The organism is Proteus penneri (genome assembly GCF_022369495.1).
GTDB lineage: Bacteria > Pseudomonadota > Gammaproteobacteria > Enterobacterales > Enterobacteriaceae > Proteus > Proteus penneri.
In genome coordinates, this window is record NZ_CP059690.1 from 3,324,495 (window position 1) to 3,341,424 (window position 16,930).

General features: G+C 39.2%; 17 protein-coding genes. 11 read left to right on the forward strand and 6 right to left on the reverse strand.

Annotated elements, in window-relative coordinates; translation table 11 throughout:
* Positions 1-9: 9 nt before the first annotated feature.
* The 8 genes from H1225_RS14935 (at position 10) to H1225_RS14970 (ending at position 8,069) form a co-directional block, all read left to right on the forward strand.
* Positions 10-2,013, forward strand: a complete 2,004-nt coding sequence (locus H1225_RS14935) for a vWA domain-containing protein (RefSeq protein WP_109848018.1) — start codon at positions 10-12, stop codon at positions 2,011-2,013.
* The gene (locus tag H1225_RS14940; protein WP_161723978.1) at positions 2,013-2,705 is read left to right on the forward strand and encodes an ABC transporter ATP-binding protein; all 693 of its coding nucleotides are present in this window, start codon (positions 2,013-2,015) and stop codon (positions 2,703-2,705) included. Before H1225_RS14935 ends, H1225_RS14940 begins: the two co-directional genes overlap by 1 nt.
* Entirely contained in the window at positions 2,686-3,921 is a 1,236-nt protein-coding gene (locus H1225_RS14945) for an ABC transporter permease (RefSeq protein WP_239739213.1), read from the forward strand. The genes H1225_RS14940 and H1225_RS14945 overlap by 20 nt, the downstream gene beginning before the upstream one ends.
* Positions 3,911-5,467 carry an SUMF1/EgtB/PvdO family nonheme iron enzyme gene (locus H1225_RS14950; protein ID WP_161706151.1) on the forward strand — a complete coding sequence of 519 codons (1,557 nt, stop codon included), beginning with the start codon at positions 3,911-3,913 and terminating at the stop codon, positions 5,465-5,467. Before H1225_RS14945 ends, H1225_RS14950 begins: the two co-directional genes overlap by 11 nt.
* A gap of 24 nt (positions 5,468-5,491) precedes the next feature.
* On the forward strand, positions 5,492-6,175 hold the full coding sequence (locus H1225_RS14955; RefSeq protein WP_006534503.1) for a hypothetical protein: 684 nt from the start codon (positions 5,492-5,494) through the stop codon (positions 6,173-6,175).
* 17 nt (positions 6,176-6,192) lie between these two features.
* Entirely contained in the window at positions 6,193-6,681 is a 489-nt protein-coding gene (locus tag H1225_RS14960; protein WP_229096460.1) for a coiled-coil domain-containing protein, read from the forward strand.
* Between the two features lie 244 nt (positions 6,682-6,925).
* Positions 6,926-7,486 (forward strand): Ail/Lom family outer membrane beta-barrel protein, encoded by a 561-nt coding sequence (locus H1225_RS14965; RefSeq protein ID WP_161723976.1) that lies wholly within the window; start codon positions 6,926-6,928, stop codon positions 7,484-7,486.
* A gap of 73 nt (positions 7,487-7,559) precedes the next feature.
* The gene (locus H1225_RS14970) at positions 7,560-8,069 is read left to right on the forward strand and encodes an outer membrane beta-barrel protein (RefSeq protein ID WP_157955981.1); all 510 of its coding nucleotides are present in this window, start codon (positions 7,560-7,562) and stop codon (positions 8,067-8,069) included.
* 118 nt (positions 8,070-8,187) lie between these two features.
* Here the strand turns inward: H1225_RS14970 and chbG are convergent, their stop codons facing one another.
* The 6 genes from chbG to H1225_RS15000 form a co-directional block, all read right to left on the reverse strand.
* Positions 8,188-8,952, reverse strand: a complete 765-nt coding sequence (chbG, locus tag H1225_RS14975; protein WP_115065689.1) for a chitin disaccharide deacetylase — start codon at positions 8,950-8,952, stop codon at positions 8,188-8,190.
* Between the two features lie 36 nt (positions 8,953-8,988).
* A complete protein-coding gene (locus tag H1225_RS14980; protein ID WP_006534496.1) occupies positions 8,989-10,344 on the reverse strand; it encodes a 6-phospho-beta-glucosidase in 1,356 nt (451 codons plus the stop codon).
* 161 nt (positions 10,345-10,505) lie between these two features.
* The gene (gene chbR, locus H1225_RS14985; protein WP_239739214.1) at positions 10,506-11,363 is read right to left on the reverse strand and encodes a transcriptional regulator ChbR; all 858 of its coding nucleotides are present in this window, start codon (positions 11,361-11,363) and stop codon (positions 10,506-10,508) included.
* A gap of 1 nt (position 11,364) precedes the next feature.
* Positions 11,365-11,712 (reverse strand): PTS N,N'-diacetylchitobiose transporter subunit IIA, encoded by a 348-nt coding sequence (gene chbA, locus H1225_RS14990; RefSeq protein ID WP_072065055.1) that lies wholly within the window; start codon positions 11,710-11,712, stop codon positions 11,365-11,367.
* Positions 11,713-11,773: 61 nt separating this feature from the next.
* Positions 11,774-13,132: a PTS N,N'-diacetylchitobiose transporter subunit IIC gene (gene chbC, locus H1225_RS14995; protein WP_239739215.1), complete on the reverse strand. Its 1,359-nt coding sequence runs from the start codon at positions 13,130-13,132 to the stop codon at positions 11,774-11,776.
* A 93-nt stretch (positions 13,133-13,225) separates the two neighbouring features.
* Complete coding sequence (locus H1225_RS15000; protein WP_006534491.1) at positions 13,226-13,552, reverse strand: PTS sugar transporter subunit IIB; 327 nt, start codon at positions 13,550-13,552, stop codon at positions 13,226-13,228.
* Positions 13,553-14,004: 452 nt separating this feature from the next.
* Here H1225_RS15000 and H1225_RS15005 point away from each other — a divergent pair, with 452 nt between their 5' ends.
* From H1225_RS15005 to H1225_RS15015, 3 genes are read left to right on the forward strand one after another with little or no spacing between them, the layout of a single operon-like run.
* Entirely contained in the window at positions 14,005-14,976 is a 972-nt protein-coding gene (locus H1225_RS15005; protein WP_072064961.1) for a siderophore ABC transporter substrate-binding protein, read from the forward strand.
* Positions 14,973-15,935, forward strand: coding sequence for an ABC transporter permease (locus H1225_RS15010; RefSeq protein ID WP_109399155.1), 963 nt, complete (start codon positions 14,973-14,975; stop codon positions 15,933-15,935). The genes H1225_RS15005 and H1225_RS15010 overlap by 4 nt, the downstream gene beginning before the upstream one ends.
* Complete coding sequence (locus H1225_RS15015) at positions 15,922-16,929, forward strand: iron chelate uptake ABC transporter family permease subunit (protein ID WP_006534487.1); 1,008 nt, start codon at positions 15,922-15,924, stop codon at positions 16,927-16,929. Before H1225_RS15010 ends, H1225_RS15015 begins: the two co-directional genes overlap by 14 nt.
* The last annotated feature ends 1 nt before the right edge of the window (position 16,930 follow it).

A 16,930-nucleotide genomic window follows, 5' to 3' on the forward strand; every position in this document is an offset into this window, starting at 1 on the left:
GAAAGTCACATGAAAAAGGCGCATTGGCTGACACTTATTCTCAGTGGTTTAATTCTAACAGCACCTGCCAGTGCTGAAGAGAAAAAACCGCTATTACAAGAGGGGAAAAAGACGCTCTATCAGCGTGTATTAACCTACCCAGGTTGCCAAGTGGCAGACACAATTGGTGCAGCAGGTAAAGAACAACCCGCATTTAGCCGTTTTTATGTTTATCAACGTCAAAAACAAGGCACCAATGAGTGGTTACAAGTCGGCCCTGATAGCTTGGGACATATTAGCGGTTGGATGAATGCAAGCTGCACATCTGAATGGAAAATGCAGTTAACACTCGCATTTACTAACCCTGCGGGTCGTAACCCAATGCTGTTTTTCAAAGATAAGCAAACGGTTGAAGGCTTACTTGAAAGCCCTACTCCCGAAAAACAGTATCAACCTTTTTTAGCTGATATCAAAAATCAAAAAGTCAATCCGGCTATTTTAGCTAAAGAGCCCGATTATATGATTGATCAGAAAAGTAATTTTTATCTGTTACCTGTACTAGGCTCAGATGAAGTCTTTACTGACGCGGGCTATAAAGTGCGAGTGCTTAATGTGGCATCGGTCTCTTCACAAACCAAAGACAGCAAAGACGCACAGAATACAAATGCAACCGCAAACAATACAAAACCAGCAACGCCAGATAGCAAAGATGCTGACAATATGATGCAAGGTTTTTCTGCGGCTGTCGTGTTTGTTATCGACTCAACAATATCAATGGACCCTTACATTGATAGAACCAAAGAAGCGATTCAGAAAGTTTATACTCAAATCGAAAAAGACAATATGTTGGATAAGGTAAAATTTGGTTTAGTGGCGTTTCGCTCTAATATCAAAGCCGTTCCCGCATTGGAATACGATAGCAAAATGTTTGTAAACCCCAATGACGTAAAAGATGGCCCTGATTTCCTGAATAAAGTAAAAGAATTGCGTCAAGCAAAAGTCTCAAGTAGTCGTTTTGATGAAGATGCATATGCTGGTGTTATGCAAGCCCTTGATGATGTTGATTGGACTCGTTTTGGTGCGCGTTACGTTATTTTAATCACCGACGCGGGCGCATTAACGGGCGATGATCCTCTGTCATCCACTAAACTCGATGCTGAACAAATTCGCCAAGAAGCCGCTTATCGTGGTGTTGCACTTTATACCCTGCATTTAAAAACCCCGTCAGGTGCAAAAAATCATGCTTCAGCACAAACGCAATATGAAGCATTAACGCTGAATCCGTTCTTACACAAATCGCTTTACTACCCTATCAACTCAGGAGATGTAAATAGTTTTGGTCGTATGGTAGACAGTTTAGCAACTGCTGTCACCACGCAAATTCAAACCGCTTATCGTGGTGAAGCTACTGTGGGAAGTGCATTAAATGCTGATCCTACTTATGGCAAAGATAAAGAGACTGACACCTTACTTAGTGATGCACACGATTTAGGCTATGCCATGCGTTTAGCGTATTTAGGTGAAAAACAAGGTACAAAAGCGCCTCCGGTCTTTAAAGCATGGATAAGTGATCGTGACTTATTACAGCAAAATATCCCAACCACAGAAGTACAAGTGTTACTGACCAAAAGTGAGCTTAGCGATTTGAGTGACGTGATGAAAAAAATCGTTAATGCGGCTAATGAAGGTTTGATCTCACCTGACAATATGTTTGCAGATTTACGCTCGATTGCTGCCACAATGGGTAACGATCCTAATCAAATCAAACAGGGTTCGGCAACCAAATTAGGTGAAATGGGCTTACTCGGTGAATATATCGAAAATCTCCCTTATTTAAGTGAAGTTTTAGGCTTAGATGAAGAGACATGGAAAAGCTGGGATGGCCTTGAGCAAGAGAAGTTTATCCGCCGACTCAATACCAAGTTGCAATATTATCAACGCTATAACGAAGATGTTGATCGTTGGATATCCCTCGCACCACAAAGCGATCCGCGCGATCACGTTTATCCTGTCCCACTGGAAAACCTGCCTTAATGATCCAGATTGAAGACATGGCAATTACGCGTGGTGATGCGCAACACGGTTTTCGTGTTGCGCTTCCTTCATTGACCCTTAAAAAAGGGGAAATTGGCGCGCTAACAGGATTAAGTGGTTGTGGTAAAAGCACCTTACTAGAAATGATCGGGTTAATCTTACGTCCTGATAAATTAACCCATTTCCAACTCGGTGATGATGTCATTATCACACAAGCGGTGTTGAGTAATGAGCAGGCACAACTCGCATCATTGCGTGCCGAAAAATTGGGTTTTATGCTCCAAAGTGGCGGATTGCTTCCCTTTTTAACCGTCATGCAAAATATTCAATTACCTCGCAAAATGCTGGAATTACCGCCACACTCCGCTTGGCTTGATCACGCCATTGACCATCTGCAATTACGCCCATTGTTAACTCGTCTTCCTCGCCAACTCTCTATTGGTGAGCGCCAACGCGCAGCGTTTATTCGCGCAATCGCTCATGAGCCTGCTTTATTACTTGCTGATGAACCTACAGCAGCCCTTGATCCCCATAATGCACAAGCGCTGTATGCACTCATTGTAGAGATGGTAAAGCAACTGGAAATTTCTGCGCTGGTTGTTAGCCACGATTGGTCTTTAGTCGAGCGTTTTGGATTTAGCCACTATCACGCACAACTCGAAGGAGGCGGTAGTGTCTTTATCAAACAATAGTGCCAATCCTAATCGCCTTGGGTTACTCAGCTCACTCGCTTGGCGCGACTTAATTTACGATCGCAAAGTCGCATTATGTATTGTGTTTTCTTTGGTCTCAGTGATTGCGCCACTGCTACTGCTGTTTGGATTAAAGAATGGCATTGTAACGCAGCTTCATAATCAACTGCTAAATGATCCTCGTAACCTTGAAATACGGATGTTGGGCAATGGTAATTATCCACAAAGCTGGTTTGATGAAATTGCGCAAAAAGAAGAAGTCCGTTTTGTTATCCCATTAACACGTAGCTTAAACACACAAGCCGATATTGTAATTGATGGACAGCATTTTATTGATAACGCTGAAGTTATCCCGACGGCAGACAACGATCCTTTATTAGAAGGTGTAGCTATTCCCCAAAATGCAGACACTTTAGTGCTTTCTGCCAATGCAGCACAAAAGCTACAGGCAAATGTAGGCGATAGAGTGCGCTTATTTATCAGCCGTAAGCTTAATGGCGTTAATGAACGGGCCAAACGCACCTTTACTGTCGGCGCCATTATCAGTGATAGCAAATTTTCAAGAGCGGCGGCCTTTGTTTCTCTTGATATTTTAGTCGCAATGGAAGATTACCGAGATGGTTATCAGGCGCCTCTTTTTGGTATTACACAAGGAGTTGAGTCAAAACCAAGAACCCAGTTTGCTAAAGCTCGCCTTTACGCCACAAATTTAGATGCCATCGCACCATTAGATGATTGGTTTAGGCAACAACACATTGATGTAATAACACAAAAAAGCCAAATAGAGTCTGTAAAAGCGATCAGTTATGTCCTTAACGTTATTTTCTCTGTTATTGCTTGGGTCTCACTATTAGGTTGTATTGCCTCATTAATTGGCGCCTTTCTTGCCAATATTGATCGTAAACGCAAAGACATGGCAGTCCTTCGCCTATTAGGTTTTCGTCAATTTGCTGTTTCTTTATATATTGTATTGCAAGCGCTGCTATTAACGAGCGTTGCCTTTATTTTAGCCCTTGGGCTTTATGGCATTGGTAGCACCTTATTTACCACATTATTAGGCACCCATTTACCTGAACAAGCCTTTGTTTGTCAGTTAACGTTTTGGGATTTATTGATCGCCATGTGTAGTGCCTTACTTGTGGCCTTAGTAGTGGCAAGTATTGGCGCATTACGTGCCGTTTCGATTGAACCTGCGGAGAGCTTACGTGAAATTTAATTTATCGCTTTTAACTTTATCATTTGCGCTGTTATCTAGCAGTTTTACCGTATCTGCCAAATGGGACGATAAATTCGTTAACCCAAAAGCGTTGCCTGATGATGTGATCTTGCCTTTCCCTTGTGAAGGTTCAATGGTATTTCGCCAAGTGACTATCCCTCTCAGTCAGCCTTTACAAGACTACAGCGTGACTTTAGGGCAAGAAGGGGATGAATGGGGGTATTTAGAACAATCACGAGCTGAACATATCGCGGGTAGTTTCCCACTAAAAGGCAAAGAAAAAGGCCGTTACTACCTTATGGCAAAATACCCCGTTACCGATCTGCAATATAACGCCATGCAGAGCGTGATTAACAATAAAGAGTGCCCTGTCGCTTCAAATAAATTACGTTTACCAAAAGTGAATATTAGTTGGTACGAAGCGATGCAATTTGCAGACCAATATAACCAATGGTTAAGAAGCAAACATCCCGAGGCATTACCCGTTGAAGATGGCGCAAAAGGTTTTGCACGATTACCGACAGAAACAGAATGGGAGTTCGCAGCGCGTGGTGGCCTAAAAGTCTCAGCCTCCGAGTTTCGTGATGTGCGTTTTCCAATGCCAGAAGGTACCAAAAATTATATTTGGTCAGCAGGCAGCCAATCTGCTAATGGCTCATTACAACTCACCGGTTTATTATCACCCAATCCATTAGGCTTACATGATATGTTGGGTAATGTCGCTGAAATGATGTTTGAGCCTTTTAGATTAAATAAACTCGACCGCTTACATGGGCAAGCAGGTGGATTTATTGTACGTGGCGGTAGTTATCTCACGCCGGAGAGTGATATACGCAGTTCATGGCGTCAAGAAGAGCCTTATTACACTGACACTGGTGCAAATAAAAACAAATACACTGGCTTTCGTTTAGCCATTGTTGCCCCAGCATTAACATCACGCGACAAAATCAAAGAGATAGAAAAAGAGTGGCAGCAATTAGGTAATGAGAAGCCAGCAAATAATAAATCGAAATCCAATAGCGATAATTCCATTAATAGCCTGAATACACTGTCAACTCAAGTGCAAGATGAAGCATTGAAAAAACAGTTAGCTGAATTGAAAAATACATTACGAGCCAATGCACAACTGCGTGATGAGCAACGTGATCAAGCTATCCGTACTTCACTACAATTAGGTGCTTTTTTATGTACCAAATTAAAAGATGATGGCGAGTTCTACGACCGATTAATCGCATTACATGAAAAAAACTGCCCTGCTGGCACTAAAGATGCCACTTGTGAACGACGTCAAGAACAAGTCAACGAACATAAGAAAACCCTCGACTTTGTTGTGAGCTATTACGCTGACACGTTAGTGGATATGGCAACAACATACGACGCCTCTTTAGTAAAACCGCAAATTGACGTTGTACGCCAATTGATGGAGGCCAGAGGTAAATCAAATTTAAATACGTACCTTTCAACGTATATGCAAGGACTTCAAGGATATTGGGCTAACGGTAAAGTTTCACGGAATGAATGGCTTGAAGCGTGTAAAAAACAATAACAGAGACTTTGGGATAGGTGTGGTATGAATAAACAACTTATGGCGGTACTTAGCATTAGTGCTTTACTTGCCTTATCAGGGTGCCAAAGTAATAACGGTACTGATCCTCGTTTGAAAAACAACAGTGATATGGAGTTTTTCAGCAAATCAGGTATTACAGCCTGTGCGGGGGGTGCCGCGATTGGTGCATTAGGCTGCTTAGTTTCAAATTCCAGCAATAAAGGCGCATGTATGCTCATTGCTGCTGTCGCGGGTTGTGGTGTTGGTATTGGTGCCAATGCCTATTTAGACAATAAACGCCAAAATTACGCGACAAAAGAAGAGATGCTCAATTCCATGATTGCTGATATTCAAAATGAAAATCAGCGCTTACAAAATGCTTCTAACACGGCGAAAGCCGTTATTGCTGATGATAAAAAAGCCATCGCTAAAATTCAGCAAGAGATGAAACAACAACGTTTAAATAAAGACGCCGCAGAGAAACAACTCAAAGGTATTGATGCCAACATTGCAGCACTTCGTTCGCGCTTAGCTGATATGAAAAAACGTGAAGGTGAATGGCGTGATATCGCTGCTCAAAGTCGTCAAGATGGCTTAAAAACCGCACAGCTTGATAAACAAATCGATGGGATGAAGCAACAAGTTGCCTCTTTACAAGAAGAGCTTGATAGTCTTTATACTCAACGCACAGCAATAAGACTTAGTTAACGTTAAAAAGGATGATAATGAAATTTTTACCTCTTTCCCTTGTTGGCATGAGCTTACTTTTAAGTGGATGTGTCACCAATCCCGCGGATTGTGATCCGACAACGGGTGATGTCAGTATAATTACTAAATTTAACTGTAATTATTCAGGGACTTATGACAATCGTATTGAACAAAAAAAAGCGATTTTAGGTAACGAACAAGCATTAAACACCGAGTTTAAAGCCGTTCTTGCTGCCATTGAGAAAGAAAAACAACAGACCAATGCAGATCTAAAAAGTAAACAAGCTAGTCAACGTGCATTAAGTCAATCAATGAATAATCTGTTAAATCAAATTCGCCAAAAAACCAAAGGGCAAAATGATATTCAAAAGCAGATCAATGAAATTGATAAGCAAATGAAAGCAGCACAAAACAACCCATCAAAATCAGTGATGGAAAAACAGCTTGAATTAGAAAACTTACAAAATCAAGTCATTAGTCTACAAAGTGATTTAGGACTAAAATAAACCTAAAAAGGCTCTCTATTATTATTTAGAGAGCCTTTATCTTAATTCTTATTTATTTTTATGATGATTTACACCGCATATATATTATTATTTATATAATATTGATAATAATTAATAAGGCACTTTAATAAAACAACCATATTTAAATTCTCGTGCTATTTTTTATTCCATTAGAAATGGACTCGTTATTATAATTTGATCGCTTAATAATGCGTTCTTATTATTTTAATTATGGGATATAACTATGAAAACCAAATTACTATCAACTTTATTTATATCTAGTTTATTAGCTGCATCTTCTGTTTATGCTCAAGAAGATTTTAACCTTGGCAAAACAACACTTTCAGCGGGTTACGCACAACTCAAAATGGAAGGCCAAAAACCGATGCATGGTGGCACAATTTCGTTACGCCAAGAACTTAATCAACAACTCGGTGTTCTTATCACAGGTTCATACGCTCAAAAAGATTACGATTTAGATAAACCTGTTAAACAGTTCTTAAAAGATGTAGATACTCGCTATTATTCTGTTATGGCAGGCCCTACTCTACGCTTAAATGATTACCTAAGTGTTTATGGTGCCGCAGGGATTAGCCAAATTGAGATGAAGAATATTAAAGGTGTGGATCTCAACGAAAAAATCAAGAAAAATGCATTTAGCTGGGGAGCTGGCTTGATCATTAATCCTGCCGAAATGGTTTCTATTTCACTTGGCTATGAAAATAGCCGCTATAAACTTGATAAGTTGAGCGATAGTAAAATTGTCATGGATGGATTTATCGCTAATATCGGTTATCGATTCTAATAAAAAAAGCACATATTATTTTTATAATATGTGCTTTTTTCTTATTTTGATTATTATTAAATTCATTATTCTTATGAAAAAAATATTATTATCACTATTCTCTTCTACATTACTTTTTACTTCTTTCACTTATGCTAAAAGTGATCGTCCTTTATATTCTATTGGTTATGCTTATATTAAAGTGAAAGATTTACCCACAGCAAATGGGATTAATATGAGAATTCAAGCATTACCGGCAGCTAATAAAAAAATCTCAATACAACTTGCAGGAACTTTATCGAATCAATCATTATCAGATAATGGCAGGTTACGTTATGTTTCTATCGCTTTAGGACCTGCTTATGCTCTAACATCTTTTATTGATCTCTATGCCACAATTGGTGCCAGTGGAATAAGTTATCAAACCAAAGAAAATATAAATAAAGATAATTCATCTAAATCTGTCAGTTGGGGAACAGGTATCACATTTACATCACCACAAAATATTACACTTACTTTAGGCTATGAAGGCAGTTACTTTAAAATGGCAGGGAAAAGCTATCCAAGTTATGCACTTATCAGCAATATTGGTTATCGGTTTTGATTTCTACGGTGGTAAAAACAAAAACGCCTCTGCGTTATAACAAACAGAGGCAAAATAACTCAAAAAGACCCACACCAGGGAATAACACAGACATCAATCATCCAAATCACATTCCAAATCATTTCATTAAATCTTGATACGTTCCCAATTGATAACCTCGTTCAATAATCGCTTGTTTTAACGTCATATCTGTTAACACTTCAAGTTCCATTAAGCGCTGAAAACAATAACCACTCGCACGTAATGGATTATCCACAAAAGCTGGATGTGTCATCACTTCAATAGAGTGCTCATGACGCGCTTTCGACTCATCAAGCACCTTTAAAAATAAAGCTTGAGTGATTTCATCTCCATAAAATTGACTATCAAAACCATCACTACTTATCACACCTTGGGTATCAATCCCTTCTTTTTGCGCTAACGGTCTATCAACCCGTATCGGTAGCGATTTTTCTTTGGCAAACTCCGCCACGATAGGAAAAACTTGCTTAAACATATGTACATGATGGTGGCTATCAATATGGTCAGGCTCACGACCAAAGATCTCAATAAAACGCTGATATTGTGCGTCAAGTTCAACTCGAATTTCATCCAGCGGTAAATTGCCCTCTTCTGCCATTTGCCATACCCATTTCCCTAGTACACCTTCACGCGTTAAAGAAGGTAAAGGAGACAGCGGCTTACCCATCGTCAAAGTAAAATGAAGCCCAACACCCAGACCGGGTAACTCATGGCACAATTGTGCTGCATGTTTAATTCCTTCAGCGTTGACAAGTGCCGTTGTTGAACTAACCACTCCATGACGAAAACACTCTACAATGCCGTAGTTTTGGCCTTTACTCAGTCCGAAATCATCTGCATTCACAATTAATAAACCAGCCATTCTGTCTCCTTATTACTTATTTTTATCTACCGACAATTAATGAGCGGCTTTTTCTAACTCAGCAATTGTTTTAGCAAAATTAGGTAGATGCGCTTTATGTGCTAATAACATTTCGCGCGTAAGCACTTCTGAATCTTTATCTGAAAGTACTAATGGCGTTAAATTCATTGCTAATAAAGCATCATTTAATTCACCACTAATAGCCGCTTTGCTGGCCGCGATTTCAAAGGCTTTAATGGTATGAATTAATCCCATCACTTTTTCATCAAAATGTGTTAAACGTGGATGAGGTTTAGCACCATCTCGCCCTAAAATCGCGGTCACTTCAATTGACCAATCTGCTGGAATATTATCGACATGACCATGATGAGGAATATTCACATAATGCTCAGCTTGTTTATCATTATAAATAGCATTAATCACTTCACAGGCCGCATCCGAATAATAAGCCCCTCCACGTAATTCCAACTCTTTCGGTTTGATATTCAAATCAGGATTTTTATACAATTCAAACAGTTGCTTTTCGACTTTTTGTACTACTTTAGCGCGAGCACCACCTTTATAGTATTCGCCCATTTCAATAGCTAACATCTCTTTTTGCTTGAAGTAATACAACAAATAAGAGCATGGCAACAGATTAAGAGAGCGGATCAATCCCTCACTAAAGGGTAGGTCAAAAATGTTCTTCACAGAGCCAGCAGTTAATGTGCCTGAAGCAACACCGTCTAATAATTCAGGGAAACGAGACTGGCCATTTACAATAACGTCTTTAATAAACACCATGTGATTTAAGCCAAATAAATCAATGGAGAGTTCATCTTTATCTGTTAACTTAAGAACATCTGTAATAAACATCTTCATACCAATTGGGATATTACAAACCCCAATAAATTTCTTAAAGTTGGTATGACGATAAACCGCTTCTGTTACCATGCCTGCTGGATTGGTAAAGTTGATGATCCACGCATTAGGGCAAATTTCTTCAACATCTTTAATAATATCGAAAATAACAGGGATCGTGCGTAGCCCTTTAAATAACCCGCCCGCACCATTGGTTTCTTGTCCTAAATAGCCGTGACTTAACGGAATAGATTCATCAAGTTCTCTTGCTTTCAATTGACCAACACGCAATTGTGTTGTGACAAAATCAGCATCTTTTAACGCTTCACGACGATTAAGGGTTTTATAAATGGTTAAAGGAATACCCGCCTTTTTTACCATGCGTTGGCAAAGCTCAAAAATAATCTCGAGCTTCTCTTTTCCTTCTTCTACATCCACCAACCATAATTCAGTGATCGGCAGTTCATGATAACGTTTAATAAAACCTTCTAATAACTCAGGTGTATAACTGCTTCCGCCACCAATGGTAACAACTTTTAATTTATGACTCATAAAACACTCCCATACAGCGTAATCATGCTGTTATTTGTGTATTAATGGCAAAATTAAGGCGTAAAGAGCCATAAAGAAAATAAGCTTATTTTCTTCTTTCTCTTTTATTTTTAATAAATTTAATCTTTATTGTTGATTAATTTATTACGCCCAATAATGAATTAGTTTGTTTCTTTAATACTACATAAATTTTTTCGATAACTATTTGGGGTTAGCGAAGTTATTTTCTTAAATGTCTTAATAAATAAACTAGGACTACTGTAACCCGCATCAAAGGCAATATCTGTTATCGAATAGTTTGTAATTTCCAATTGCTTTTTCGCAAAATTAATTCGAATATCATGAATAATTTGCATTGGTATTTTATCGTAATAACGCCGAGTTGCTCGGGTTAAATATTCTTGTGATTTCCCTGATAACATCACCATATTAACCAATGCATTTTCACCAAATTTTTGTTTGTCATGCATCTCGCTTACGGTATCTCTTAGCCATAAAGGAATATCATCTTCAATACGATTATCTCGATGGTGTCGTAATCTGTTCACCACATTAAAGGTGACAATTTCAATAAATTCATTAAATTCCGTATGGCGAAAATTCAAAGAGCCAATAACGGATTCAATATAGGAAAGAAATTCATTTTTTAATTCATAAACTTGTGAAGCGATAAAATAAGCAGGCAATAACGAGAAGTAATGTTTATCAAAAAAGGCCTTACTAATTCCCACATTTAAAATACGTGTTGCACCAAAATCATAGAAACTTTGATGATGAGAGCCTATAGGGATAAAAACAAAATCTCCTCGCTCTAATAACACCTTCTTACCATTAATCTCTTGATAATAACGCCCTGTTAAAACAATGGTGAATTCATAATAATCATGTTGATGCAGTCCGCTGACACTTTCTGTTTTATTATAAATAAAGACATGAAAGTTTTTGCCATTAAATAGCTGATCTTCATAGACCATGCGTATTTCGCTTGGTGCTCTCAATGACTCCACCACAATATTCATCTTATTTTATCTTCTCATGTAACTCGATTAATTCTGTCACTAACTCTCTGGCTAACATTGATGTCATTAAATGATCTTGCGCGTGAACTAATACTAAACTGACTTTCGTTTTTCCTACACCTTGGTCATCACCAATTAAACGAGTCTGTATTTTATGTGCTTCATTTAATGCTTCACGAGATTGTTCCATTAACTTTCTAGCGCCTTCAAAATCGCCTTCTTTGGCTTTTTTTAATGCGCCATAAGCCACACTACGAGCTTGGCCTGAGTTAATGATAAGCCCCATAATGATCTCTTCAAATTCATCATCGGTTGCACTGCTATCAACGACATTTTCAATATCTAACATCATATTTCCTCTTTGACACTGGCAAGTGCAGAGAAACCTCTGCACTTGTATTTTCTATCACTTAAAATTTCAACGCGTTAGCAATATCTTCTTCACTTTCTTCTTTTTCAATTTCAGTTTGAGCTTTATTTGAAATAATCACGAAAGGAAGATAAATCAGTGTTGCTACACCCAAGTTAAACAGCGCTAATAACAGTGCTGCGATACTGCCGTTAGTGTTAAAGAATGCACCTAATCCTGTTGGCATCGTCCATGGCGCTATATTTGTTACCGGTGGGATTATCCCTAAGTAATAAGCCGTCACAGTAATTGCGGCAAGAATAGGCTGAATAAGAATAAAGGGAATAAACATCACTGGGTTCATGATAATAGGCAAACCAAAAATAATCGGTTCATTAATTTGGAATAAACCTGCTGGTAATGCCAGTTTTGCCACTTGGCGATGATCGGCGCGACGAGATGCGATAAAGATAGCCAGAATCAGCCCCAGCGTTGCCCCCGTACCCCCTAAGAAGATAAAGGAGTCTAACATCGGTTTGGCCCAGAGATGGAATGTCTTACCTGCCGCTAATGCGGCTTCAACAGAACCGTACTCTGTATAAATCGCAATATTCTCTAATGCCCATGGTGTCATAATGCCACTATCAAGCGCTGTCAGCGCTAGTGAACCATGAATACCAAAGAACCATAACAATGATGTGAAGATAACATACGCCCAACCCACTACAGAACCTAACGAGGCTAAAGGTGTTGAGATAGAGTCCAAAATAACTTGGTGGAAATGTGTCTCATAATGTCCTAATCCCCACGAAACTATTCCCATAACAGATAAGATAATAAAACCAGGGATTAAGGCCGAGAATGAACGTGAAACAGAAACTGGTACGCTATCAGGTAAGCGGATCACCCAATTACGACGCACAATAAAGGTAAACATTTCAGCCACAACAAGACCGATAATAATACCTGAAATAACATTTGCGCCCCCTAACCAGTTGGCGCCAACAGCATACGCTCCCCCAGCATTATAAGGTGTGACAGTCATAAACGCGGCGATAGAGAGTAACCCCGCGGCGATAGGATCGACCTTTCGCTCTTCGGCTAATCCCATACCGATAAAAAAGGGTGTCATTAATGACATGATACCCAATGTTCCGTTATAGACATTCCCCCCAATGGCTTTAAAACTATTGAGTGTTTCTATTGTTGATGCATCAAGGCGGATACCTAAAGAATAAAAAAAGGAGCCCTCACCAAAACTAAGAAAGACGTTATTGATAAGTACAAACATTGCCCCTGCAAGGGTTAACGGCATTAAACGAATAAAACCATTTTTAATCGCATTAACGTGAGGTTGCTTTCCAATTTTAACCGCAAAAGGAAGGAGTACCTTTTCAAATGAACCAATGAACTTACTCATAGAAAAATACCCTTAAAATGCCGCTAATTACTCGGCTTGCTGAAAAATTCGCTCTTTGACTGGAATAAAAAATTAAATAATAAAAAAATAAAATTAATTTGTTGTTGCAGATGCTTTTTTAATAGAGGCGACAGCGGCTTTTAACACGCCTAAGCCATCTACTTTTCCATATAACAGAGAGTCGATCACTTCGACCGGTTTATTCGGGAGTAATTTTTGGATATCAGGCAACATCCAACTAATTTGTGGACCAAGTAAAATTAGATCCGCATCCTGTCCTTTTTGTGCCGCTAAGGTTTCAGGAAATGCTTCAATAACCACAGGCACTTGATATTTTTCTGCTTGTGCTCGCATTTTGGTCACGAGAAGAGATGTTGACATGCCAGCAGAACAAAATAAGTAAATATATTTCTTTTGCATAAAACCCTCTTGAGTTGGCAACGATTTACCCTAGAGATAACAAGGCTTTCTCTTGTGCATTCATTACTGTGTCAGTACAGAAACCGAAGTAAGATTAAAATAAGGATTGTTTCTGCTTGAATGAAGTATACGCAATGATACTGGCTAACGATATTTCTTAGTGGTTCAGAATTGTCTCTCCTTGACCTACTCTTTTGACACTCTTCACAAATTGAGCAAATAATCTTAAGAGTTCTTTCACGTCACAAAATTTGTTCTTTATTTTCCTTTAATGATCTCTCACAAAATTTCGCCATTTTAGTCAAGTTAATCCTTTATTATTATGAGAATGTGAATTAGTATCATTACTCTTTATGTTTTTGATGGTATTATCGCCTTCTTTGTGGATCGACATTTAAGCCACTGCTGTAAAGATCCGTGTTATTTCGTGTTGCAACAATATGGGAAAGAGAATGTTTAAAAAGTCATTAAGCCCACTGTTTTTACTGCTTTCTTCACTTGTTATCGCAGGTTGTGATAACGCTCAAGACGCATCAACAGCACAATCAGCGGAGAAACAAACTCTCACGATTGAACATTTCCAAGGGACAACTGAAATCCCTGCACACCCGCAAAAAGTGGTTGTGATGAATATGGAAACCCTTGATATTATTGATGCATTAGGTGTTTCTATTGTTGGTCTTCCACAAACGAATGTTCATTTACCAAAGTTCTTAGAGAAATACACCAATCCGAACGACTATATCAATGAAGGTGCTTTATTCGAGCCAAACTATGAAAAGCTCAGCACAACAGCGCCTGATTTAATTTTAAGTGGTAGCCGTGCTCGTGATGCATATGCAAAATTAAGTGAAATTGCACCTGCGATTTCAATGGATATCGATCCGAAGCGTTTCGTTGAAAGCCTTGCTGAACGCACCACAACATTAGGTCAAATTTTTGGCAAAGAAGAACAAGCTAAAAAATTACTGGCTGATTTCAATAGCAAAATTGATACCGTAAAAGCCAAAACACCAGACGCAGGTAAAGCAATGGTGGTTTTAGTCAGTGGCGGTAAAATTTCGGCTTATGGCCCAAGCTCTCGCTTTGGCTTTATCTACGACGTATTAGGTTTTGAACCCGCTTATGTTTTTGATAGCCCAGGTTCACACGGCAACATCGTCAACTCTGAATTACTGTTAAAACTTAACCCAGATTGGCTGTTTGTCATTGACCGTGATGCAGCCATTGGTCGTGAAGATTCACAACCAGCTCAACAAGTTCTTGATAATGCACTAGTTAGAAAAGTAAATGCTTGGAACAAAGACCAAGTTATCTATCTTGATGCAAGTTCCATTTATATCTCCGGCGGGATCCAAACTTACTCTCGTTTAATGGATACAATTAATCAAGCCTTGGATCAAAAAAATAAAGTAACTGAATGAAAACGTTCCATTTATCATTGGGGATAGGGGGTATCGCTATCCTCTCAATGATCAGTCTATTCATCGGCGCAGGAGATATTACTCCTGCTTCGCTTTTTACTGATCCCGATATGCGCGATATCTTCTTTATCAGCCGTGTTCCAAGAACGCTATCATTATTACTCGCCGGTGGTGCCATTAGTGTTGCAGGATTGATTATGCAACTGCTTACCCAAAACCGCTTTGTCGAACCTTCTCTTGCCGGAACAACGCAATCTGCAAGTCTTGGATTATTAGTCGTCATGCTGCTCTTTCCAGCGGCAGGCATCTTCACCAAAATGATGGTCGCAACTGTTTTTGCCCTTCTTGGTACATTGTTGTTTATGTTGTTGCTGCAAAAGATCACCTTAAAAACAACACTGATAGTGCCTTTGGTCGGCATTATGCTTAGTGCGGTTATTGGCGCACTTACCATCTTCTTAGCGGTGTATTTCGATTTACTGCAATCATTAGATGCATGGACAAGTGGTGATTTCTCAAGTGTGCTACAAGGCCGTTATGAGCTGTTATGGCTTGTTGGTGCTCTAGCAATCATGGCGTGTTGGGTTGCAGATAGTTTTACTGTTGCCGGAATGGGACGAGAGTTCTCCATTAACGTGGGGCTGAATTACCGCAAAGTGATGATAATAGGATTATCGATTATTGCACTGATTAGTGGTGTTGTGGTGTCTGTTGTTGGTGCATTGCCTTTCCTTGGTTTGATTGTGCCCAATCTGGTGAGCTTAGTGATGGGGGATAATATCCGCAAAACCATCCCTTGGGTTTGCTTAAGTGGTGGTGCGATTGTTTTATTATGTGATGTCATTGGCCGACTTATTCGCTACCCATTTGAAATTCCTGCCAGTGTTATTTTAGGCGCGGTGGGTGCCGTTATTTTCCTTTTTTTACTACTAAAGCAGCAACGTTATGCAAAAAGTTAATTCATCCATAATTAGCAAATGTACTGGCGCTGCCGAACATAAGAAAACGCGCCTTTCGCCCATGTCACGTATCTGGTTATTATTAGGGGTATCGTTATTATCTATTGTGTTATTTATGACGATAAACCTAAACGGCAATATCTCTTATATTTTGACTCATCGTGCTTACATTATTCTCACCATGATTGTGGTGGCTTTTGCCGCGGGTGTTTCAACAATATTGTTCCAAACTATTGCAAATAACCGTATTTTGACACCATCACTTATGGGATTAGAAGCCCTGTTTGTATTGCTACAAACCGTATTTGTCTTTTTTGAAGGCGATATGCCTGCGTCATGGATGTTGAACTTATCAAAATTCTTTTTAGAATCAACATTGTTGGTGCTATTTTCGGTTGTACTTTATCGTTGGTTGTTTAGCTCGGTACGTTTTAACATCAATTTAGTCCTGATGATTGGGATCATCTTAGGTACGTTATTTCGTAGTTCAGCCACACTATTACAACGTTTGATGGATCCTAATGAGTTCTCCATTTTACAAGGTCGCATGTTTGCCACCTTCACCCGTGCAACCCCTGATCTTATCTTTTGCGCTTTAGCCATTATCGTTGTCGTCGGTGTTTTACTTTGGCGTATGCGCTATAGCTTTGATGTAATGGCATTAGGCCAAGCGAATGCGATTAACCTCGGTATTAATTACCGCAAACAGACCACTTATATTCTGTTACTCATTTCTGTCTTAGTGGCTGTTTCGACCGCTTTAGTCGGCCCGTTAACCTTCTTAGGTTTAATTGTTGCTAACCTTGCTTACCATATCAGTGGCAGTAGCCAACACCGTTTCTTAATGCCTGTTGCCTTCCTACTAGGTACTATTGCCTTAATCGGTGGGCAACTGGTTTTAGAATATGGCTTAAAAATGACAGGAACACTTTCTGTTGTGATTGAGTTTGTTGGTGGGATGTTCTTTATCTATTTGGTGTTAAGAAGACTTTAAT